Annotated in this window: 16 protein-coding genes; 9 read left to right on the top strand and 7 right to left on the bottom strand. The window is 71.0% G+C overall.

The window, feature by feature from the left end; all coding sequences use genetic code 11:
• Positions 1-4 precede the first annotated feature (4 nt).
• From ACXJKB_RS12620 to ACXJKB_RS12655, 8 genes are all read left to right on the top strand, one after another.
• Positions 5-1,078: an ABC transporter ATP-binding protein gene (locus ACXJKB_RS12620; RefSeq protein WP_457188823.1), complete on the top strand. Its 1,074-nt coding sequence runs from the start codon at positions 5-7 to the stop codon at positions 1,076-1,078.
• Complete coding sequence (locus ACXJKB_RS12625) at positions 1,075-2,142, top strand: ABC transporter ATP-binding protein (RefSeq protein ID WP_457188825.1); 1,068 nt, start codon at positions 1,075-1,077, stop codon at positions 2,140-2,142. Before ACXJKB_RS12620 ends, ACXJKB_RS12625 begins: the two co-directional genes overlap by 4 nt.
• Complete coding sequence (locus ACXJKB_RS12630) at positions 2,139-3,095, top strand: ABC transporter permease (protein ID WP_457188827.1); 957 nt, start codon at positions 2,139-2,141, stop codon at positions 3,093-3,095. The genes ACXJKB_RS12625 and ACXJKB_RS12630 overlap by 4 nt, the downstream gene beginning before the upstream one ends.
• 6 nt (positions 3,096-3,101) lie before the next feature.
• Positions 3,102-4,061, top strand: a complete 960-nt coding sequence (locus tag ACXJKB_RS12635) for an ABC transporter permease (protein ID WP_457188829.1) — start codon at positions 3,102-3,104, stop codon at positions 4,059-4,061.
• 53 nt (positions 4,062-4,114) lie between these two features.
• On the top strand, positions 4,115-4,771 hold the full coding sequence (locus ACXJKB_RS12640) for a Type 1 glutamine amidotransferase-like domain-containing protein (protein ID WP_457188831.1): 657 nt from the start codon (positions 4,115-4,117) through the stop codon (positions 4,769-4,771).
• Positions 4,768-5,820: an alanine racemase gene (locus ACXJKB_RS12645; RefSeq protein ID WP_457188833.1), complete on the top strand. Its 1,053-nt coding sequence runs from the start codon at positions 4,768-4,770 to the stop codon at positions 5,818-5,820. The genes ACXJKB_RS12640 and ACXJKB_RS12645 overlap by 4 nt, the downstream gene beginning before the upstream one ends.
• Before the next feature lie 91 nt (positions 5,821-5,911).
• A complete protein-coding gene (locus ACXJKB_RS12650; RefSeq protein WP_457188835.1) occupies positions 5,912-6,523 on the top strand; it encodes a sulfite oxidase-like oxidoreductase in 612 nt (203 codons plus the stop codon).
• Complete coding sequence (locus ACXJKB_RS12655; protein WP_457188837.1) at positions 6,513-7,226, top strand: FAD-binding oxidoreductase; 714 nt, start codon at positions 6,513-6,515, stop codon at positions 7,224-7,226. The genes ACXJKB_RS12650 and ACXJKB_RS12655 overlap by 11 nt, the downstream gene beginning before the upstream one ends.
• A 236-nt stretch (positions 7,227-7,462) precedes the next feature.
• Here ACXJKB_RS12655 and ACXJKB_RS12660 read toward each other — a convergent pair whose 3' ends face one another.
• The 3 genes from ACXJKB_RS12660 to ACXJKB_RS12670 all read right to left on the bottom strand — a co-directional run bounded on the left by ACXJKB_RS12660 (position 7,463) and on the right by ACXJKB_RS12670 (position 12,979).
• Complete coding sequence (locus ACXJKB_RS12660) at positions 7,463-8,188, bottom strand: hypothetical protein (protein WP_457188839.1); 726 nt, start codon at positions 8,186-8,188, stop codon at positions 7,463-7,465.
• A 245-nt stretch (positions 8,189-8,433) separates the two neighbouring features.
• Positions 8,434-11,517, bottom strand: a complete 3,084-nt coding sequence (locus tag ACXJKB_RS12665; RefSeq protein ID WP_457188841.1) for an MMPL family transporter — start codon at positions 11,515-11,517, stop codon at positions 8,434-8,436.
• Positions 11,518-11,686: 169 nt separating this feature from the next.
• On the bottom strand, positions 11,687-12,979 hold the full coding sequence (locus tag ACXJKB_RS12670; RefSeq protein ID WP_457188843.1) for a hypothetical protein: 1,293 nt from the start codon (positions 12,977-12,979) through the stop codon (positions 11,687-11,689).
• Positions 12,980-13,250: 271 nt separating this feature from the next.
• Between ACXJKB_RS12670 and ACXJKB_RS12675 the strand changes: the two genes are divergently transcribed.
• Complete coding sequence (locus ACXJKB_RS12675; protein ID WP_457188845.1) at positions 13,251-14,444, top strand: cation:proton antiporter; 1,194 nt, start codon at positions 13,251-13,253, stop codon at positions 14,442-14,444.
• 22 nt (positions 14,445-14,466) lie between these two features.
• Here the strand turns inward: ACXJKB_RS12675 and ACXJKB_RS12680 are convergent, their stop codons facing one another.
• Genes ACXJKB_RS12680 through ACXJKB_RS12695 form a run of 4 tightly spaced genes read right to left on the bottom strand, consistent with a single transcriptional unit; the run spans position 14,467 to position 19,918 of the window.
• Positions 14,467-15,501, bottom strand: coding sequence for a cytochrome d ubiquinol oxidase subunit II (locus ACXJKB_RS12680; RefSeq protein WP_457188847.1), 1,035 nt, complete (start codon positions 15,499-15,501; stop codon positions 14,467-14,469).
• Positions 15,501-16,943 carry a cytochrome ubiquinol oxidase subunit I gene (locus ACXJKB_RS12685; RefSeq protein ID WP_457188849.1) on the bottom strand — a complete coding sequence of 481 codons (1,443 nt, stop codon included), beginning with the start codon at positions 16,941-16,943 and terminating at the stop codon, positions 15,501-15,503. Before ACXJKB_RS12685 ends, ACXJKB_RS12680 begins: the two co-directional genes overlap by 1 nt.
• Entirely contained in the window at positions 16,940-18,325 is a 1,386-nt protein-coding gene (locus tag ACXJKB_RS12690; protein WP_457188851.1) for an NAD(P)/FAD-dependent oxidoreductase, read from the bottom strand. The genes ACXJKB_RS12685 and ACXJKB_RS12690 overlap by 4 nt, the downstream gene beginning before the upstream one ends.
• Positions 18,326-18,337: 12 nt before the next feature.
• Complete coding sequence (locus ACXJKB_RS12695) at positions 18,338-19,918, bottom strand: GMC oxidoreductase (RefSeq protein ID WP_457188853.1); 1,581 nt, start codon at positions 19,916-19,918, stop codon at positions 18,338-18,340.
• Between the last annotated feature and the right edge of the window lie 22 nt (positions 19,919-19,940).

Consider the following 19,940-nt stretch of genomic DNA (forward strand, 5'->3'; position numbering starts at 1 on the left):
CTCCATGCGCCTGCTGGAGGTCCAGGACCTGCGCGTCTCGTTCTCGACCGACGACGGCGTCGTGGAGGCGGTCCGCGGAGTCAGCTTCGACCTCGACCGCGGCCACACGCTCGGCATCGTCGGGGAGTCCGGGTCCGGCAAGAGCGTGTCCACGCAGACGATCGCCGGACTCACCCGTGGCGCCACGGTCAGTGGTCACGCCTTCTTCGACGGCGTCGACCTGCTGACCGCCCAGCCCGACGAGCTGCGGCAGATCCGCGGGAAGCGGATCGGGATGATCTTCCAGGACCCGCTCTCCAGCCTCCACCCGCTCTACCGCATCGGCTGGCAGATCCGGGAGATGATCCAGGCCCACGACAGCAGCGTGACCCGGCAGCAGGCACGGACCCGGGCCGCCGAGCTGCTGGGACTGGTCGGAATCCCGCACCCCGAGGAACGCCTGGACGACTACCCGCACCAGTTCTCCGGCGGCATGCGCCAGCGGGTCATGATCGCGATGGCGATGGCGCTCAACCCCGACCTCCTCGTCGCCGACGAGCCGACGACGGCGCTCGACGTCACCGTGCAGGCGCAGGTGCTGGCGGTGATGACGCGCCTGCAGCGCGAGTTCGGTACCGCCATCGTGCTCATCACGCACGACCTCGGGGTGGTCGCCGAGGTGGCGGACGACGTCGTGGTCATGCACGCGGGGGTGGTGATGGAGCACGCGCCACGACGCGAGACCTTCTACCACCACCACAACCCCTACACGGAGGGCCTGTTCGACTCGCTGCCCGCCGTGGGCGCGGGCCGACGCCGGCTGACCCCCATCCGCGGCACCCCACCCAGCGTGATCGAGCTCCCGCCCGGCTGCTCGTTCGCTCCGCGCTGCCCCTACGCCTTCGACCGGTGCTGGGCCGCGGAGCCTCCGCTCGCCCGCGTCTTCGGCGACGTCCACCACTGGTCCGCGTGCTGGCTGCCCGCCGACCTGGTGGCGCGCACCGCGATCCGGGACCGCCTCCGCGCCGAGACCGCCGAGACGGCCGCGGCCGACGAGACCGGGGCGACGGCCGAGGGGGCCGAGGGGGCCGCCTCGTGACCACGTCGACGGCAACACCGCTCCTGGAGGCCCGTGCGGTCTGCAAGGAGTTCCCGGCCGGCGGCACCAGCCTGACGGGACGCGCGACCGGTGTGCTGCACGCCGTCGACCGGGTGGACCTGGAGGTGCTGCCCGGGGAGACCCTCGGCCTCGTCGGCGAGACCGGCTGCGGCAAGTCGACCCTGGCACGCTGCCTGGCCCGGTTGTACGACGTCACCGCGGGCGAGGTGTGGTTCGACGGCCGGGACGTCACGCACCTCTCCCGCCGCGAGATGCGGCCGCTGCGGCGCGACATCCAGGTGATCTTCCAGGACCCCTACGGCTCCCTGAACCCGCGACGGCGGGTCGGCTCGATCATCGGCGACGCCTTCGCGATCCACGACCTGGAGAAGGGCCCGGCCCGCAAGGCCCGGGTCCAGGAGCTGATGGAGCTGGTAGGGCTCAACCCGGAGCACTACAACCGGTTCCCCGCCGACTTCTCCGGTGGCCAGCGGCAGCGCATCGGGGTGGCCCGTGCGCTGGCGCTCCGTCCTCGCCTGATCATCTGTGACGAGCCGGTGTCCGCGCTCGACGTCTCGATCCAGGCGCAGGTGCTCAACCTGCTCATCGACCTGCAGGACGAGCTGGGGCTCACCTACCTCTTCATCACCCACGACCTGTCCGTCGTGCGTCACGTCAGCGACCGCATTGCTGTGATGTACCTCGGCCGGGTGGTCGAGCAGGGAACGGTGGAGGACCTCTTCGGCGGGGCCCGGCACCCCTACACGAAGGCGCTCCTGGGGGCGCTGCCCGCGCCCGACCCGGACGCGGCCGACAGCCGCGAGCACGTCGTCCTCAGCGGCGACCTGCCATCGGCCGTCGACCCGCCCAGCGGGTGCCACTTCCACCCCCGGTGCCCCAAGGCCCGCGCGGACTGCCGGGAGCAGCAGCCCCCGCTCGAGCCGGTCGAGGGCGACCCGGACGTCCACGTGACCGCGTGCTGGCACCCGCTCGCGCATGGCGAGAGCCTGAGCAGCGCGGTCCCCGGCCTCGAGATCGCGACCCCCGGGGAGGTCGAGCCATGACCGACCCCATCTTGAGCGTCCCGACGATGACCGACACGGTGACCACCGGGCACCTGCCTCGCACCATCGAGGGCCGCGGTCCGTGGAAGCTGGCCTGGCTCCGGCTGAGGAAGGACAAGGTCGCCATCTGGTCCCTGGTGGTGATCGGCCTGCTGGTGCTGGTCGCGATCTTCGCGCCGTTCTTCGCCTGGCTCACCGGGCACCCGCCCAACGTTCAGTACCGCGAGACCGGCCTGACTCCCGACGGCCTGCCCGTCGGTCCGAGCTCGACCTTCTGGTTCGGCACCGACGACCTGGGCCGTGACGTGCTGACCCGGGTGGCCTACGGAGCTCGCGTCTCGCTCGGCGTCGGCGTGCTGGCGACCATGCTGACGGTGATCGTGGGGGTCGTCGTCGGCCTTGCCGCGGGCTTCTTCGGGGGCCTGGTCGACCTGGTCCTCGCGCGGTTGATCGACGTCGTCCTCTCGATCCCGTTCCTGCTGGTGGCCGTCGCGCTGGTGTCCATCACCGGCCCGAGCCTGCTGGTGACGATCGTGGTGATCGGCTTCTTCAGCTGGGCCTCGATGGCGCGCATCGTGCGTGGGCAGGTGCTCTCGGTCAAGGAGCGGGAGTACGTCGAGGCTGCGCGCTCGCTGGGTGCCGGGGACCTCCGCATCATGTTCATCGACGTCCTGCCCAACGTGATGGCGCCGATCATCGTCTACACGACCCTGCTGGTGCCGGTGGTGATCGTGGCTCAGGCGACGCTCTCCTTCCTCGGCCTCGGCCTGGAGGCGCCGACCGCGGACTGGGGCGGGATGATCAGCACCGCGCAGCGCTACTACCGGACCGCGTGGTGGTTCATCGCCTTCCCCGGTGGCGCACTCCTGATCACCACCCTGGCGTTCAACCTGTTCGGCGACGGCGTGCGCGACGCGCTCGACCCGCGCGTCGACCGGCTGATCGGGAGGTGAGCCCGGATGGTGAGGTTCCTCATCGTGCGGACGTTGACGGGGCTTCTGGTCCTGTGGCTGATCAGCATGACGGTGTTCGCGCTGTTCTACGTGGTGCCGAGCAACGTCGCGCGCACCCTGGGTGGACGACAGGCCACACCGGAGACCATCGCCGCGATCAACGAACGCCTCGGCCTCGACCAGCCGCTGTGGAAGCAGTACGCCAGCTTCGTCGGCGACGCGCTGCACGGCGACCTCGGCTACGACTACTACCACCAGGTCCCGGTCACCACGATCATCACCCAGGCCGTGCCCGTGACCCTCTCGCTGGCGGTGGGAGCGGCGGTGATCTGGCTGGTGCTGGGCGTCAGCAACGGTGTCGTCTCGGCCACGCACCCCCGCTCGCTGGCAGACCGGGCGTTGACCGCCTTCGCGCTGTTCTTCTACTCGATGCCGTCGTTCCTGCTGGGCCTGGTGCTCCTCTACTTCCTCTACTTCCAGCTCACCAAGGCGGGCTATGCCTGGTTCCCACCCGGCGGGTACGTGCCCCTGAGCCAGGGCATCGGACCGTGGGTCAACCACCTGCTGCTGCCCTGGGCGACCCTTGCGCTGGTGTCGGCAGCTGCCTACACCCGACTCACCCGCGGGTCGATGCTCGACGTGCTCAGCGAGGACTACATCAGGACCGCCCGCTCCAAGGGCATCTCCGAGCGACGCGTCACCTACCGGCACGCCCTGCGGAGCGCCCTCACGCCCATCGTGACCCAGTTCGGCATCGACCTGGGCCAGCTCGTCGGCGGCGTCGTGGTCACCGAGACCGTCTTCAGCCTCCCGGGCCTGGGGCAGACCGCCATCGTCGCGATCACCCAGCAGGACCTTCCCGTGATCATCGGGGTCGTCCTGTTCGCCTCGACCGCGGTGGTCGTCGCGAACATCCTCGTCGACCTCACCTACGCGGTGCTCGATCCTCGCGTGCGGATCTCCTGAGGCCGCGCGGGCGTGCCGCGGTCAGCGTCGGACGATGCTGCGACGATGCGGGGATGAAGCTCCTGCTCACCTCCGGTGGYGTGACCAACGACAGCATCCGAGCGGCCCTGGTCGACCTGCTCGACAAGCCGGTCGAGGAGTCGACCGCGCTGTGCATCCCGACGGCCCAGTGGGGTCATCCGAAGTGTGGGCCGGAGTCGCTGCGACGCTTCGTCACCGACGGGTCGCCGCCGACGATGACCGGCCTCGGCTGGCGGTCCGTCGGGTTCCTCGAGCTGACGGCGCTCCCCACGATCAGCCCCGACCGCTGGGTGCCGTGGGTCCGCGAGGCCGACGTGCTGCTCGTCGACGGCGGCGAGGCGACCTACCTCGCCCACTGGCTGGTCGAGTCGGGGCTCGCCGACCTGCTGCCCGAGCTGACCGACACCGTGTGGGTGGGCGTGAGCGCCGGCAGCATGGTGCTGACCCCGCGCATCGGCGACCTGTTCGTCGAGTGGCGACCCGAGGACGGCGACCGGACGCTCGGCCTCGTCGACTTCTCGCTGTTCCCGCACGTCGGGCTCTTCCCGGGCAACACCCTGGAGGTGGCCGAGCAGTGGGCCGCCGAGCTCGGCAACCCGGCGTATGCCCTCGACGAGCAGTCGGCGGTGCTCGTGGACGGCGACCGGGTCGAGGTCGTCTCCGAGGGCGAGTGGCGACGGTTCGGGTGAGCACGGACCAGCGGCCCACGCCCTACCTCCGGGTCGACGTCGACCGGCTGCGTGCCAACGTGGCCCGCGCGGCCGGGGCCGCCGTTGCCGGTGGTGTCACACTGCGTCCGCACGCCAAGACCCACAAGTCCGCCGACATCGCCCGCCTGCAGCTGGAGGCCGGCGCCGTCGGACTGACGGTCGCCACCGTCGGCGAGGCCGAGGCCTTCGCCGCCGAGGGTGTGGCGGACMTGTTCATCGCCTACCCGCTGTGGCTGACCGCGGAGCTGGCCGGGCGGCTGCGATCGATCGCGTCGTCAGGCGTACGGCTCGCGATCGGCGTCGACTCCGTCACCGGGGCCCGCACCGCCGCCGCCCTCCTGGCCGGCTCGGGGCTGGAGGTGCTGGTCGAGGTCGACTGCGGTCACCACCGCAGCGGCGTCGAGCCGTCGTCGGCCCGGCAGGTCGCGCTCGCCGCCGGCGACCTCCCCGTGCGGGGCGTCTACACCTTCCCCGGACACTCCTACTCCCCCGACGCCCGGGCCGTCGCGGCCCGCGACGAAGGCGTCGCCCTCGCGGCCGCGCGGGCCTCCGTCACCGCGGCCGGGATCCAGATCGAGGTCGTCAGCGGCGGGTCGACGCCCTCGCTCGAGCACGCCGACACCGCGGTCCTGACCGAGGTCCGGCCCGGCGTCTACGTCTTCGGCGACGCCCAGCAGTGGGAGCTCGGCTCCGCGACGCCCGACCAGGTCGCGCTCACGGCGGTGGCCACGGTCGTGAGCCACGCTGGCGGCCGCGCCGTCCTGGACGCCGGGTCCAAGGTGCTGGGCGCCGACCGGGCGTCCTACGCCTCGGGGTCCGGTCGGCTCCTCGAGCACCCCGAGGCCCGGATCGTGCAGCTGTCCGAGCACCACGCGGTCGTGGAGCTGCCGGGCCGTCTCCCGCGGCTCGGCAGTCGGGTGCTCGTCGTGCCCAACCACTGCTGCAGCGCGGTCAACCTCGCCGACGAGCTGTGGCCCACCACCGGGAGCGCCCCCTGGCCGGTCACCGCCCGCGGCCGCAACGGCTGAGCCGTCCTCGACTTCCTGCGTGCGGTCCATGCCCGGTCCGCGGCAGACTGGCCCCCGTCCGCCTGAGCAGCGAGCCACCAGGAGCAGAGTCATGCCTGTCACCCGAGGATTCCACCGCCGCCGCCCCGAGCCCGAGCGCGGTCGGCTCCCACCCGGGCAGTACGACACCGGCTCGTCGTGGCCGGTGCTGAGCGCCGAGGCGACGCCCCACCAGCCCGAGGAGTCGTGGACGTTCAGCATCGACGGCCTCGTCGAGTCGCCGCACACGTGGACCTGGCAGGAGCTGCACGCCCTCCCGGGATCGAATTACTTCGGCGACATCCACTGCGTGACCACGTGGTCCAAACTCGACACCACCTTCGGCGGCGTCAGCGTCGACGACCTGCTCGCGGTCGCCGAGCCGGACACCTCGGCGGCGTACGTCATGGCGCACTCGGTGACCGGCTACACCACCAACCTGCCGCTGGCGGACGTCACCGGCGGTCGCGCGTGGGTGGTGTGGAGCTTCGACGGCAAGCCGCTCCCCCGCCAGCACGGTGGTCCGCTCCGGCTGCTGGTGCCGCACCTGTACTTCTGGAAGTCGGCCAAGTGGCTCTCGCGCCTCGAGCTGATGACCGAGGACCGGCCGGGCTTCTGGGAGCAGAACGGCTACCACGACCGCGGCGACCCGTGGCGCGAGCAGCGCTACCAGGGTGACGACTGACGTGGCCCCGGCCCCCATGGCGGCCTGGAGCGACGGCCGCATCATCGAGAAGGACCAGCCGACCACGAACACGGTCCGGCTGCGGCTGCACGTGGACGACCGGCCCCACCACCTGCCCGGCCAGCACTACATCCTCAGGCTGCGCGCGCCCGACGGCTACACCGCCCAGCGCTCGTACTCCCTGGCCTCCGACAGCGACGACCCGCTGCTGGAGCTGCTCATCGAGCGACAGCCGGACGGGGAGGTGTCGGAGTTCCTCGCCGACGTCGCCGAGGTCGGTGACGTGCTCGAGCTGCGCGGACCGATCGGCCGCTGGTTCGTCTGGGACACGAAGTCCCGTGTCCTGTGCCTCGTCGGCGGCACCGGGGTCGTGCCTGCTGTCGCCATGGCCCGCACGGCACGCCGGGTCGGGCGCACCGACCTGCTGCACATCGCCGCGATGGGCCGCACGCCCGACGAGCTCGCCTACGCCCCAGAGCTCGAGCGCTACGGAGCGACGCTCGCGTTCACGCGCGCCGACGTCGGCGGCCGGCCGGCCGGGCCGTTCACGACCGCGGAGCTGGCGCCGCTGCTGGAGGGCGTCGACCTCGGCTACGTCTGCGGCTCGGCGCGCTTCGCGTCGTACGCCGAGGAGCTGCTCGTCGCGTGCGGGCTCGACCCTGCGGCCATCCGCGTCGAGCGATTCGGCCCGACGGGCGACTGAGGCCGCCGGCCCGGCTGCGAGATCGGCGGCGGGCCCGGGTGCTCAGGATGTGAGCACCCGGGCCGCCACCAGGCAGTCCATCCCCCCGGATCGAACGCCTGGGTCCACGGTACAGCCCGGGGGGCTTTGCAAGACAGGGAACAGCGGCGCGACCTCGATCCGGGGGGAAATGGTCGCGCCGCTGCCCTCTTCCCTTCAGCGCCGTGAAGGCCGAGCGTGTTACGGGTCGGGCACGGTCAGGGGGTCAGGGGCTCGCCGGAGTCCCAGGTGTTGCCCGACCACTGGTTGCCGGCGGCGCTGGCCTGGAACGACGTGACCGGGCCGTAGACGCCGCACCGGCGGTTGGTGCCGCGCTCGAAGACGTTGCCGATGAACCGGATTCCGGTGGCGATCGGGTACCGCTTGCTGGGGCTGTAGCCGCCGTACGCGCAGTACGAGATCGACGAGGCGTTGGCCTTCAGCAGGTTCCGCTCCACGAGCACGTCGGAGACGGGACCGAAGTCGCCGAACAGCGACACGTCGGCGGTGCACCCGCCGTCCGTGCTGTTCAGGATCGAGTCGCAGTGCAGGGTGTTGTGCCGGAGCACGATGCCGCTGCCGCCGTTCGTGAGGAAGGCGTTGGTGTGGTACGCCCCACCGTCCGGGTTGTACTGGCCGTGGAGCCAGGAGTCCACGATGGTGCAGCTGTCCTCGCAGTGCACCGAGTGCTGGCCGCCGGTGATCTCGACGCGGGTGGCCGTGATGTTCGACCCCCACAGCGCGCCGTCGGACCACGCGCCCGCAACGACGTCGCTGTCGCTGATGTCGAGGCTCTGGCCATTGCCGGTGACCTCGATGCGGGGCACGCGGCTGTTGCGGACGGTCAGCGCGAACGGATGGTAGGCCAACAGCTCGCCGCACTTCACCCGGACGTCCTTGCCGTCGATCTCCGCAGAGGAGCCGTTGGACTCCCGAAGATGCACGGACCGGTGTAGGGCTCGAGGGTCACGCCGGCCGGGACGCCGGTGGTCCGACCCCCACGCCGACCCCCACGCCTGACGTGGGCGGCAGGCTGGGTGACGGGCCGCCGGCCGGGGGGTGTCGCATGATGCGCTCTGTCCGATGAGGGATCCCCCGACCTGTCGCCGTACCCCGTCCGATCGGGTCCATGCGTGCGGGCTCGGACAATGGCGGGCATCCAGCGCCGACCACACCGGCCCCCGGACGGTCAAGGAGCGTGCGACGCGCCCTCGTCCGACGTTCTTGCGGGTTCCGTTGCCGAGGTGACGGCGGCCTCGCCCTCGATCGAGACGTGCGGCAGGATCCGGTCCAGCCAGCGCGGCAGCCACCACGCCGCGCGCCCGAAGAGCACCAGGATCGCAGGGGCCAGCGTCACGACCAGGATGCCGGCGAGCAGCACGGCCACCGACAACCCGACGCCGAACTGCTTGATGGTGGGGTCGTCGTTGAGGATGAAGCTGGCGAAGACCGACGCCATGATCAGCGCCGCGGCCGTCGTGATGCGCGCGCTCGACGCCAGCGCCGCCTGCACCGCCTCGCGCGCCTCCTCGCCGGCGTGGTGGTGCTGCTGCACGTGGCTGACGAGGAACACCTCGTAGTCCATCGACAGCCCGAAGAGGCCGGCGAACATCATCAGCGGCACGTAGCTGGCGATCGGCACGGACCCGGCGGCGGTGTCGATGCCCAGCAACGAGATCCCCCAGCCCCACTGGAAGGCGGCTGTCAGCACCCCGAACGCGGCGGCGGCCGAGAGGAGGTTGGTGATCGCCGCCTGCAGCGGGATCAGCAGCGAGCGGAACGCGACCATCAGCAGGAGGAAGCCCAGCAGGATGACCGTCCCGATCACCAGGAGCAGCCGCGCGGAGATCAGCGATGCCAGGTCGACGTACGACGCCGTGTAGCCGCCGACGTGCGAGGTGATGCCACCTCCCTCGTTGGTGTCCGGGAGCACCGTGTCGCGCACGTGCACGACGAGGTCGGCGGTGTCGTCGGAGGCCGGCGAGGTCTCCGGGACGGCCGAGAGGAGCACGACTTCGCCCTTCTCGTTCAGCTGCGGCGGGGTCAGCGCCACCACTCCCGCCGTGGCCGAGAGGCCCTCCTGGAGGTTCACGACACGCGGGTCGGTGCCGCGCTCGTCGCCACCGGCCGTGGTGACCATGTCGGTGAGCTGCTGCTTGAGCTTCTCGGCCTGGGCCTGTTCCTGCTGGGCCTGCTTCTGCTGGGCCTTGAGGTCGTCGGCCTGCTGCTGCAGCTCGGCCGCCTGCTGCTGGAGCTCGTTGCCCTGCCTGCGCAGCGAGTCCGCCTGCTGCTGGAGCCGGTCGCCCTCGCGCTGGAGCTCCGCGGCCTGCTGCTGCAGCGAGGTCTTCTGCCGCTGGAGGTCGTCGGCGCGGCGCTGCAGCGCGTCGGCCTGCTGCTGCAGCCGGGCTGCCTCGGACCGCAGCCGCCGGGCCTGCTCCGCGAGCCGCCTGGCCTCAGCGGTGAGGGGGCGCAGCCGTGCCTGCACCTCGACCTGGCGCTCGCGGACCCCGACCAGCCGGGCGCGCAGCCGCGCGACCCGGATCGGGTTGCCCTCGGCGCGCTGGATGCGACGCTGGAGCACGCGCTCGCGGAGGCCGAGCCGGGCGAGCTCGCGGGCCAGGGTCCTGATCCGGCCGGCGACCGCCCGGGCCCTTCGCTCGAGGGCTGACGCCTGGGTCTTCAGCCTCGTCAGCTCGGCCTCGAGGCGGCGTTGCTCGGCCTCCAGTGCCGCGGCCTGGCGCTCGAGCCCGGCCTGTTCCGCCTGGAGCTGGTCGGCCCGGCGCTGGAGCGAGGCCTGGTCGCTCTCGAGCCCTGCCTGCTGGTCCTCGAGGGACTGTTGCTGGGCCTCCAGCTGCTGCTGCCGTCGCTGGAGCTGCTTCTTCTGCGCCRTCAGGTCCTTCTGCTTCTGCTGGAGATCTGCCTTCAGCGACTGCGCCTTGTCGTACTTGCGGGTGTAGGCGGCGCTCGGTGCGGCCACCGGGTCGAGGGCGGACGCGACCTGGAGGGGGCCGTTGTAGCCCACCCCGAACCCGCCGGTGACCAGGTCGTACGCCTGCCGCTCGGTCGTCTCCGGAGCGGTCGCACCGACGTCCTCCTGGCCGAGCTCGAGGCTGAGGGCCGGGATGACCAGCGGCACCAGCGCCGCCAGCGACAGGACGGTGACGACGGCGGGATGTCGGCGTACGACGCCCGCCCAACGGGTCCACAGGCCGGCGCGGCGACTGCTCCGCGGACGCATGAACGACGGCAGCGACAGCCAGGCGATCCGGTGGCCGAGCAGTCCGAGGAACGCGGGGAGCAAGGTGATGGCGACCAGCACGGCGGCGACGACGGCGATCGCGGAGGCCAGGCCGAGCGCGCTGACCAGCGGGATGCCGGCGACCCCCAGCGAGAGCAGGGCGATGACGACGGTGCAGCCCGCGAACACGATGGCGCTGCCCGAGGTGGCGACGGCCTGCGCGGCGGCGTCGACCGTCGACAGGCCGTCGCGGAGATGCTCCTGGTGGCGGGTGATCAGGAAGAGGGCGTAGTCGATACCGACGCCGAGACCGATCATCGTGGCGAGCGTCGGACCGCTGGACGGGATGGGGACCGCGTGACCCAGCAGCCCGACGACTCCCAGGGCCACGGCGAGCCCGACCACGGCGGTGATGATCGGCATCCCCATCGCCACCAGGCTGCCCAGCACCAGGGTGAGGATGATCATCGCGGCCACGATGCCGACGACCTCGCTGATCTCGGAGTCGTCGGTCGACAGCGTGGAGCCCACCGAGCCGCCGGCGGCCACGGTGATGCCGGCCCTGGTGGCGGGCGCCGTCGCGTCCACGACCTGCTGGGCCAGCTCGGGCGTCAGGTCCCCGGACCCGATGTCGAGGAGCACCGGCGCGAAGGCGGTCTGGCCGTCGTCGGCCAGCAGTCCCGCGGTCTGGCCGTCACTGCTGACCGGGTCGGTGACGCTCGCGACATGGGGCACGGCAGCGATCGCCTTGACCGACTGGGAGACCGCCTGCTTCGCGTCGTCGTCGGTCAGCTTGCCCGTCGACACGTCGAAGACGATCGGGTTGACGCCGTTCTGCTGCGGCGGGAACCGTGATTCCAGGAGGTCCTTGGCCGCCTGGCTGTCCGTGCCGGGCAGGGAGAGGTCGTTGTTGGTCTGGGCGCCGAAGGTCGTCACCGCGGCGCCGACACCGATGCCGAGCAGCGCCCAGATCGCGATCACCACGAGACCGTGGCGGGCGCACCACGAGCCCAGCGAGCGCAGGAGGCGTGCCACGTTCAGAGGATCCCGAGGTCACCCGAAAGGGTGCAAGCCGGAGGGTCGATATCCCCGATCTGGGGTGGGTGGGCGCACGGGTGCGGCCTAGGTGGTCTCGACCACCTCGCGCCGTCCCCGGGAGGTCTGCCTCCCGGACGCCAGGATGGACGAGGTCGTGGCGCCGCCCCTAGCCGGCATCGACCGGGACCGAGTCTCTCTCTGGTGGCGCGGCCACGCGGGCGGCCTTGCCGGCGCCCACGAGGACCTGGAGCACGGACAGGCCCACGACCACGGCCGCGAGGGACCACCAGAACCGCTCCATGGTGATCTGGTTGCCCCAGGCCAGGGCCAGCACGCCCACGAGGACGACGACGACGCGCAGCCACCCCTGGTTGCTCCCCACCCAGCGCCCCGCTGTCCCCAGGTGGTCGCCTCCCATCCGGTCTCCGAGGCTCTCGAGTCCCGAGCCCAGGGACGTGCGGAGTGCGGTGCCGTACCGGTTGGTGCCGGCGAAGCACCCTGCGACGACCAGCAGCAGTCCGAGCGCGAGCAGGACGCCCTGCCCACGCTCGAGGTAGGAGAGCAGGGTGTCGTAGAAGACCTTGCTCGCGGGGCCGAAGACCGTGCCCGATAGCTGGTTGACGAACAGCTGGCGCCCGATCGAGAGGCACAGGGCCAGCAGGACGGCATTGGCGGCGAGCACGGCGCCGATCAGCACGCCCATCCGCGGGCGACGGTGGGCCAGCACGAAGGCGAGGAGGTAGAGCACCGCGACGACCGGGAGCATCCAGATGGCCACCGGATTGCCGAAGGCGTAGATCGTGCGGAGCTGCTCGAGCGCACCGGACTCCACCAGCACGATCTGCCGGTCGGTGTCGGGGATCGGGACGTTCTCGACCAGGGTCAGTCCGCGAGCGACGAGACGCTCCTTCACCTTCTTGATGACCTCGTCGACATCGAGGACGAGCTGGTCGCCCTGGACCGTGACGGCTCCCGTCCCCTCACCTGTCAGGACGCGCTGCAGTGCCTGCTGTGCTCGGATGTTGACCTGCAGCCAGAGCTCGGCGAACTCGTCCGAGGCGATGAAGGCGCGGACCTCCCGCTCCACGAGGCTGTTGATCGCTGCCGACAGGGGCCCGACCAGCTGCTCCAGTCGCGGCCGCTCGGTGATCACGCCCTCGAAGACGTTGTTGAGGACGGCCTCGATGTCGACCTGCTTCTCGATGGCGGCGGTCACCTTGGTGGCGATGGCGTCCTGCACCTCGGGCGAGTCGATCAACGGGTCCACGGTCGCGACGTACCGCTCGGTGTCGTTCAGGGTGCGTTGACCCCAGTACGCGACCCCCGCGGGCGTCGTCAGGAGCCCGGCCAGCACCAGGCAGAGGACCGCCGCGATCGAGCGTCCCCGAGACGGTCTCTCGGGGGCAGGCAGGGTCTCCATCGGCGTGGTGGGCGTGTTCGGTGGCGAGAGTTGCGACATGGCTTCTCCGTCGAGAGGGCGGAAGGGCTCGACCGTGGCCGAGCCGCCTCGGACTCGAACGTAGATCGACGTCCGCGCCGATCGCCTCCCCCGAGCCGGGTGAGGAGGGAGCCGGGGGCGTGCCTCACCCTCGGCGGAGGATGCCGACGCCCCACGCGGTCGGCGACGATCGGTCACCTCGGCGTCTCCGCGGTGCATGCCTGGCGCGAGGTGTCCTGGCCTCCGGCGGGACGCCGGCACCAGCCGGTCGTGGGTGTCGAGAGGTGGGCGGATGGACGTCGAGACAGAGCTGCAGGCGCTGCTGGTCGTGTCCGTGGTCGCCGTCGCCGCACCCTTCGTCAGCGCGTTCCTCGCGCGACTGCTGGTTCCGCAGGTGGTGGTGCTGATCGCGGGCGGCGTGCTGATCGGACCGCAGGTCGGCGGGCTGGCGCAGCCGGAGTCCGTGGAGCTGGTCGCCAACGTCGGGCTGGGCTTCCTGTTCCTGCTCGCCGGCTACGAGCTGGAGCTCGGCCACTTCCGCGAGCGGTCCGGACGACTCGCCCTCGCCGGCTGGGCGGTCAGCGCGGTGCTCTCGATCGGCGTGACCGGGGCGCTGGCGGCCGCCGGCCTGGTGAACGCCTTCGTGCCCGTCGCGCTGGCTCTCACCACGACGGCGCTGGGCACACTGCTGCCCATCCTGCGCGACAACGACATGCTGGACGGTCCCCTGGGTCGGTTCATCATGCCTGCGGGCGCCGTGGGCGAATTCCTGCCCATTGCCGGCATCGCGATCTTCCTCGGCTCGCAGGGTCGCCTGGTCGGGCTGATCTCCCTCCTGGCGATGTGCGCGGTCGCGCTGGGTCTCGCGTGGCTTCCACGGCTGGCTCGGCTGCCCCGGATCGAGGCGATCTCCCGCAAGGGCGAGCACGCGACGTCGCAGATCACGCTCCGGCTCACCCTGATGCTCCTCTTCGGCCTGCTCGTGCTCGCCAGCGACGCCGGGCTCGACGTGGTGCTCGGCGCGTTCCTCGCCGGCGTGATCCTGCGTCGTTGGGCGCCGGGCGACGTGGCGGCCCTGGAGGACAAGCTGGACGCCGTCGGGTACGGGTTCTTCATCCCCGTCTTCTTCGTCTCCTCCGGCATGAGCCTGGACCTGGACTCGATCCGGGAGGCTCCACTGCGGCTGGTCGCCTTCTTCGTGCTGCTGCTGGCGGTGCGAGGACTTCCCTCGTTCGTCCTCTACCGCCGCGACCTCGACGTGCGACGACGCGCCCAGATGATGCTGCTCACCGCGACCTCGCTCCCCCTGCTGGTGGCGCTCTCCACGGTGGGTCTGAGCACCGGAGAGATGCTCCCGGAGAACGCCGCGGCGCTCATCGGCGCCGGCGTCCTGTCGGTGATGTTCTTCCCGGGCCTCGCCGTCGCCCTCGACCGCGGCGCGCCACGGCCAGACCGCGCCGAGGAAGAACCGTCGGACCGGCGCTGAAGCACCGTGGCCCGCTTCCGGCTCATCCGGTCGTCGGTCCGGGTACGGGCTCGGGCATGCCTTCCTCGGGCAGCAGTGACCGCTGGTCCAGGACGTACAGCAGCACGAAGGCCGGCACGATCAGCACCACCGCGAGGCCCGTGGCGACCAGCACTGCCGTGATCGTTCCGGTCGGCGCGGCCGCCGCCGAGACGGTCAGTGACTCGGGGAGCACGTAGTCCCACTGGGCCACGCCCCACGCCAGGACCACGCCGACGACCGCCCCGACCGCGGCCAGGCGCGCGCCCCGATGGACGTGGCGGGCGACCAGGACGAGCGCGGCCACTCCCGACAGTGCGGACAGGACCACCAGGGCCAGGGCTCGCGAGGTGAGGCCGTCGAAGAGGTACGTGGCGTCCTGCTGCATCACGACGATCCCGACCGCGGCTGCCACGCCGGCTGCGACCGCCGCGACGGTCGCCCGGCGGCGGAAGTAGGCGACCATCGTCTCGTCGGAGAGCCGGTCCGCGTCACGGACCAGGAAGAACGCGGCCAGGTACGCGTCCAGGCACACCACCAGGAGCCCGACCACCACGGACGTCGGGTTGACCCAGCTGTCCCACGGGTCACCAGCCTTGCCCCCTGATGGGACCCGCCCCGAGGCGATGCCGCCGACCACGGCACCGAAGCAGTAGGGCACCAGCACCGACGAGACCGCGAACGCTGCACCGAAGTTGCGGCGGTCCCGGGTCGCGAACACCGCCTTGCGGAACGCGAAGCTCGCTCCTCGCAGCACGATGCCGAGCGCGGCGAGGGTCAGCGGGACGAACATCGTCAGGGTGATGGACGCGTACGCCTCCGGGAAGCAGGTCCACAGCAGCACGAAGACGAAGATCAGCCAGACGTGGTTGGCCTCCCAGACCGGGGCGATGGCGTGGTCGATGACCTCGCGAGGCCGTCGCCCGCGCTTGCTGCCCCCGGCCACCAGGTCCCAGAACCCGGCTCCGAAGTCAGCACCTCCGAAGACGGCGTACGCGAGGACCGCGACGAACAGGATCACGGCAGCCGTCGTGGCCATCACACCGGGACCTTCTCGTCGTTCGCGGGGGCGGACGGGTCCGGGTCGTTCGGCCCATAGGGCACGTCGGCCTCGCCGGTGCGGTCACTCTCCCGGAACCTGCGGCTCATCTGCCGCAGCACGAGGATCGTCGTCACGCCCAGGCCGACGTACAGCAGCACCACGCCGATGAACGTGATCCATATCCCCGTGTTGCCGGTGGCGGCGTCCTCGACCTTCATCTTCTCGTAGACGATCCACGGCTGTCGTCCGACCTCGCTGACGACCCAGCCCGCCTCCATGGTGATCACCGCGAGCACCCCGGAGGCTGCCGAGACCCGGAGGAACCACCTGCTCCGGGGCATGTCCCGCCGGAAGATCCAGGCCGCCCACCACCACAGGGTCAGCAGGAACAGCAGCGTGCCCAGGCCGATCATCACGTCCCACGCGAGGTGGGTCACGTTCACCTGGTGATTGGTCGGGCGGTCCGCGGCGGGCGTCTCCTCGAGGCCCTGGATCTCGGTCGACGTCCCCTTGCCGGGGTCGGACAGGATCGATGCCAACCCCGGGATGGGGATCCCGCCGACCACCTCACCCTTGGAGTCGAGGTGTCCGAGGAGCACCTCCGGCACGTCGCTGCTGGTTTTGGGCACCATCTCGATCGCCGCGAACTTGGTGGGCTGGTTGTCGTAGACCCAGCGGGCGAGTCCGTCCCCGACGCCCATCTGCACGGGGGTCGCGATCGCTGCCACCGTGAAGGCGATGACGAAGCCGGTCCGGTGGTAGTGGTCGGTGCGCCCGCGCAGCATCCCCACCGCGTACACCGAGGCGACCATGAAGCCGCCCACCAGGTAGGCAGCCACCACCATGTGGGCGGCCATCAGCGGCATCGCGTCGTTGAAGATGACCCCCATCGGGTCGACGTCGGTGACCTTGCCGGAGGCGTCGAGCGTCACGCCCTGGGGCGAGTTCATCCAGGCGTTGGCCGCCACCACGGAGATGCTGCCGAAGATGCCGGCGACCGCGATGGGCACGCCGGTCCAGAAGTGGGTCCACGGCTTCAGGCGCCGCCACCCGAAGATGTAGATCGAGATGAAGACCGCCTCGGCGAAGAAGAAGATCCCCTCGAACGCGAACGGCACGCCGAAGGCCGCGCCCCACTGCCCCATGAACTTCGGCCACAGCAGGCCGAACTCGAAGGACAGCACCGTCCCGGTCACGGCGCCCACCGCGAAGGTGACCGCCATGTACTTCGACCATCGCTGCGCGAGCAGCAGGGCGTCCGCGTCGTCGTGCTTGATCCCCCGGTAGTTGGCGATGAGGGCCATCACCGACCACGACACCCCCAGCGGGACGAGGATGATGTGGAAGGCCAGCGTGAACGCCATCTGCGACCGAGCCCACGGCACCGGGTCGACGGCGAAGGCAGTGCTCGTCAGGACCTCGATCATCGCGGCGGTCACGCGTCGTCCGGGGCTGCGTCACCGGCAGCGTCTGGCCGCTCGAATGGTGGGACCACTCGAGCGATGTCGCCCTCGCCGGCCTGCTCGAGGACGACCCGACCGACCGTCTGGCGCACCGTGATCGTGCGTTCGGCGCGCCCGCCCGCCGCGAACGTCCCGGTCCAGTGGAACATCGCGGAGAGCCGGTTCCGGAAGCCGGTCAGGAAGGTGAGGTGCACCAGGAGCCACATCAGCCAGCCGAGGAAGCCGGACAGCCGGAGCTTCCTGAAGCTGACCACGGCGTGGAACCGGGAGATGGTGGCCATGCTGCCGAGGTCGCGGTAGGTGAACATCGCCGCCTCCTCGCCGTGCAGCCGGCGCTTGATCGTGTTGGCGGCGTGGATGCCTGACTGCATCGCCACCTCGGCGACGCCGGGAAGGTCGCGGAGCGCCATCATGTCGCCGATCGCGAAGACCTCCGGGTGGCCGGGAAGCGTGCAGTCGTCGTTCACGACGATGCGACCGGCACGGTCGCACGTGGCCCCGCCGGCCTCGGCCAGCAGCCCCGCCAGCGGCGACGCCTGCACGCCGGCGGCCCAGATCTTCGTCCGGCAGACGATCCGCTCGGTCGTCCCGTCGGCGTCGCGCACGTCGACCCCGAACGGGTCCACGTCCGTGACGATCGACCTGCTGCGGATCGTCACCCCGAGCCGACGCAGCTCGGCGGCCGCCTTCGCCGAGAGCCGGTCGCCGAACGTCGCAAGGATCTCCCTGCCGCCGTCGACGATGAGGACCTCGGCCTCCGAGGGGTCGATCCGGCGGAAGTTGCCCTCGAGGCCCGTACGAGCCAGCTCCGCGATCTGGCCCGCTATCTCGACCCCGGTCGGGCCCCCACCGACCACCACGAAGGTGAGCCAGGCGCGACGCGCCTCCGGGTCCGGCTCGTTCTCCGCCATCTCGAAGGCACCGAAGATCCGGCCCCGCAGCTCGAGGGCGTCGTCGATCGTCTTCATCCCCGGCGCGAAACGGGAGAACTCGTCATGACCGAAGTACGACTGCGCTGCCCCGGCGGCGACGACCAGGCTGTCGTACTCGTAGGTGCGGACCGTGCCGTCAGGTCGGTGTGCGGTGACGGTCCGGGCGGCCAGGTCGAAGCCCTGGACCGTGGCCATCTCGACGGTGACGTTCGCGTGCCGCCGCAGGATGTCCCGCAGCGGGGGTGCGACCTCGCCCTCGGAAAGGATCCCGGTCGCCAGCTGGTAGAGCAGCGGCTGGAAGAGGTGGTAGTTCCTGGCGTCGACGAGCGTCACCTCCACGGGCGCCCGGCGCAGGAACTTCGCCGCGAACAGCCCGCCGAAGCCGCCTCCGACGATGACAACCTGGTGAACCGCTGTATCGGTCATGGCGCAGCGGTCTCAGGCGAGGCGTTCGGCCAGGTGGTCGCCGACCCGCAGCGCGTTGGCGATGGCGGTCAGTGACGGGTTCACGGCGCCGATGCTGGGGAAGAAGCTCGTGTCGACCACGTAGAGGTTGTCCAGGTCGTGGGCCTTGCAGTTCACGTCGAGCGCGCTCGAGGCGGGGTCGCGGCCGAACCTGACGGTGCCGGCCTGGTGGGCCGTCGCGCCGATGGGCATGCTCTTGTGCAGGTAGAGGCTGCGGTCCAGCAGGTGGTGTCGCTGCATCCCCAGCTCGTCGAGCATCCCGTCGAGCTTGTGGCGAAGGCGCTTGACTCCTTCACCGTTGTTCTTCTCCTCGACGTTGAGGTGGATGGCACCGTCGCGGTCGAGCGTCACCCGGCTCTCCGGCAGCGGCAGGTCCTCCCCGCAGAGCCAGAAGTCGACCGCGTGGTGTGCGAGGACCTCGAAGGGCAGGTCCGGTGAGAGCCGGCCCGCCCAGCGCGGCGCCTGGGCGTGGATCTCCTCGTCGTCGGACTTGCCGAGCATCTGCATGCCCCCGAGGGGGAAGTCCCAGTCGTCCGCACCCAGGTACCAGTCGTTCATCGCGAGCGTCTTCTGGAACCTGGTGGGGTTGGGCTCGCGCGAGACGGCCATCAGGGCGACGTTGTTGTGCCTCATGTAGTGACGGCCGACGACGCCCGAGCCGTTGGCCAGGCCGTCGGGGTGGCGATCGTTGTGAGACCTCAGCAGCAGGGCCGCGGAGTTCACCGCACCACACGCGACCACCACGATGTCACCGGTGAACGTGGTGACCGAGCCGTCGTCCAGGGTGGCGACGACACCGGTGACCGTGTGACCGGACGGATCCGTCTCGAGGTGCTGCACGTGCGCGCCGGTCACGAGGGTGACGTTGTCCTGGGCGAGGACCGGGTCGACGCAGATGACCTGCGCGTCCGACTTGGCGTCGAGCAGGCACGGGAAGCCGTCCACCCGGTCGCAGCGGATGCAGGCGCTCCCGTGTGCCGCGACGCCGGGCGCCGCCTCCTGGAGGTTCACCCCGATGGGCAGGTGGAAGGGGTGGAGACCCAGCTTCTCGAGGTCGTCGCTCAGCTGCTGGATGCGGGGCTCGTGGGAGACCGGCGGATGGAGGTACTGCGCACTGGCATGACCCTCGCTCGGATCCTCGCCGTGCTCGCCGTGCACGAGGTACAGGTGCTCGGCCTGGGTGTAGTAGGGCTCGAGGTCGTCGTACGAGATGGGCCAGGCCGGCGAGATGCCGCCGTGGTGGCGCAGCTCGCCGAAGTCTTCCGGTCGCAGCCGGAAGAGGGCCGCTCCGTAGAACTTCGTGTTGCCACCGACGTAGTAGTTGACCTCGGGCTGGAAGTCGTGGCCGTGACCGTCGTACCAGACCTCTGGCGCGAGGTACTTGCCGCGGACGAACACCGCCTGCGTCTCCCAGTTGTCACGCTCCCGGGGCAGGAAGTCGCCTCGTTCGAGCCAGAGCACCTTCGCGCCCCGTGTGGCGAGCCGGTGTCCGAGGGTCCCTCCCCCGGCTCCGGTCCCGATGATCACGACGTCGTAGTGCTGGTCATCTGCCATGGCTCAACCTCGGGGTCGGCGG

This window comes from Nocardioides sp. P5_E3 (assembly GCF_054049275.1).

Coding starts and splice junctions, on each gene's coding strand:
- ACXJKB_RS12620 (WP_457188823.1), top strand. CDS start 5: ATGCGCCTGCTGGAGGTCCAGGACCTGCGCGTCTCGTTCTCGACCGAC.
- ACXJKB_RS12630 (WP_457188827.1), top strand. CDS start 2,139: ATGACCGACCCCATCTTGAGCGTCCCGACGATGACCGACACGGTGACC.
- ACXJKB_RS12635 (WP_457188829.1), top strand. CDS start 3,102: ATGGTGAGGTTCCTCATCGTGCGGACGTTGACGGGGCTTCTGGTCCTG.
- ACXJKB_RS12650 (WP_457188835.1), top strand. CDS start 5,912: ATGCCTGTCACCCGAGGATTCCACCGCCGCCGCCCCGAGCCCGAGCGC.
- ACXJKB_RS12670 (WP_457188843.1), bottom strand. CDS start 12,979: ATGTCGCAACTCTCGCCACCGAACACGCCCACCACGCCGATGGAGACC.
- ACXJKB_RS12675 (WP_457188845.1), top strand. CDS start 13,251: ATGGACGTCGAGACAGAGCTGCAGGCGCTGCTGGTCGTGTCCGTGGTC.
- ACXJKB_RS12680 (WP_457188847.1), bottom strand. CDS start 15,501: ATGGCCACGACGGCTGCCGTGATCCTGTTCGTCGCGGTCCTCGCGTAC.
- ACXJKB_RS12690 (WP_457188851.1), bottom strand. CDS start 18,325: ATGACCGATACAGCGGTTCACCAGGTTGTCATCGTCGGAGGCGGCTTC.
- ACXJKB_RS12695 (WP_457188853.1), bottom strand. CDS start 19,918: ATGGCAGATGACCAGCACTACGACGTCGTGATCATCGGGACCGGAGCC.